Source organism: Methylobacterium sp. E-046, from assembly GCF_022829625.1.
GTDB classification, from domain to species: domain Bacteria; phylum Pseudomonadota; class Alphaproteobacteria; order Rhizobiales; family Beijerinckiaceae; genus Methylobacterium; species Methylobacterium longum.
Window position 1 is genome coordinate 1 of the sequence record NZ_JAKSYP010000009.1, and the last position, 1,798, is coordinate 1,798.

Sequence of the window (1,798 nt, forward strand, 5' to 3'; positions counted from 1 at the left end):
CGGCCAACGTCATCGTCGCTGACGGCGAGGTCGCGGGTGCGGAGTTCGAAACCGCGCTGACCGGCGTGATGGCCAGTCCGATCCTGGAGAAGGGCTACGACGTCCTGATGCTGGAGGAGGCGCTGTACGAGGCGATCGGCCGGGCGCGCACCCGGGCCGGGCGAGCGGACAACCTGCGTCGGGTTGCGGCGATTGCCGGTCGGCCCGCAGAGCAGCGCGAGGGCGTGTTCCTCGTGGCGACCGATGTGGCTGATCACGACGGCATCGCCGAGATCGAGCACGTCGCGCTGGCTGAGATCGCCGCCGCCCTGCTGGTGGACAAGGCAGGATTGCTCGAAGCGGTGCCGGTTCGGTCGACGCGGCCGCACCGGCCGACGTGAGTCCGTCGTCGGTCAGCGGGGCGATCAGCAGCCAGAGCGCGCTGTGCTCTGGCCCGCCACGGCCGGCGGCGAGGGAGGGGGTCAAGGCGGTGTCGGTGACGTGTCCGCCCGAGGCGGGATTACCGTCGTGGCGGACAGAGCTTCGTCCGTCATCTCAGGGACCGGGTCTGCCGAGCGGGTCGCCGATCGCCTTCCGCCGGAACAGAATGCGCCAGCGCGGCCTCCGAGGCTCCGGCCGGCCGTGGATCCTGTGGCAGCGCTGGCAGAAGGCCGCGGGGTTGGCCTCCGGATCGTTCGAGGTGTCGTGGTCTCGAGGGGCGGCGGCTGGCCCCACGCGGGTTTGCCGGACACGGCTCGGGATGCCGGTTCCCATCCCCCGCTCGATCCGCCTGCCTCATCCGTCGCGCCGGCGATCGACCGCGGCGTTCCATCAGCGGCCATCGCCGAAGGTGGTAGATCATCCGCCGGTGCGGCCGTCCGCAGCCCGCGCGGCCGCCTTTGGCTCGGCCGCACCGGATCACGGCCGAGCGCTGCGCCCAGTCGATGGGAAAAGGCGGTGGTCGGGCCGGATCGGCAGGGTGGCGGCGGCGTGCCGGCGATGGTGGAAAAAGCGTAGCGGTGGGGCGCCGGTCAGGCTCGAACAGGGCCGCTTACCTGTGGCCGGCGCACAGCCCTGATCCTGCCGTCGCATGCCTGACCCGACCGCTCGCGCGGGCCTATCAACCCGCAAACTGGGCAAATGAGAGGGCGCATGGTGGGGGTCGCGGCGAAGACCCGGCTCGACGCCAGTCATTTCCGGCGTCGTCGGTGGACCCGCAGGGGAGCCGCGACAGCGCCCCGGCACCGCGACAAACGTGTCTGGCGCCGACGCGACGGCACCGTCAATGTGCTCCCGAAGCGGGCAATGCGCGCCCTGGTTGAGCAAACCTCCCAATCAGGCTGCATGTTCTTCAGCAGATCACGGGTTTGTGGCCTGATAAATTAGCTCTTAGCCCCCTATTTTATTCGGAAACATACGGAAACTCGTTGTCTGATAACGTTGTCTTCAGGCAACATGACCTGAAAACGTGTATCGAGGCGATATAATCCAATTGCGATTAGCCTGGCTTTCGCGCCATTTAGCCTCAAACGACGCGACAAGGTCGTTGGCACGTAAGTTCGCCGGCAAGATGCGGACAAAAACCAAGAACAATCGCGCGCCAGTCCGAACAACCGGACGACGCTGCGCTGTGGGTCTCGAAGAATTGGGGTTGTCGATGAGATTCCTGAAAAGCTCGCTGCTCGGGTCCGCCGCTGCCTTCGCGGCGGTCGGCGCCGCGCACGCCGCCGACCTGCCGGTCAAGAAGGCGGTTCCGATCGAGTACGTCCGCGTCTGCTCCACCTACGGCGCCGGCTTCTTCTACATTCCCGGCACCGAC

At 67.5% G+C, this 1,798-nt stretch carries 2 protein-coding genes; both read left to right on the forward strand.

Translation table 11 applies throughout. The features are described 5' to 3' along the window. A partial coding sequence (locus MKK82_RS00145; RefSeq protein ID WP_243984187.1) for a tellurite resistance TerB family protein occupies positions 1-380 on the forward strand: 380 nt, incomplete at its 5' end. A 1,256-nt stretch (positions 381-1,636) separates the two neighbouring features. Then, a partial coding sequence (locus MKK82_RS00155) for a porin (protein ID WP_243984189.1) occupies positions 1,637-1,798 on the forward strand: 162 nt, incomplete at its 3' end.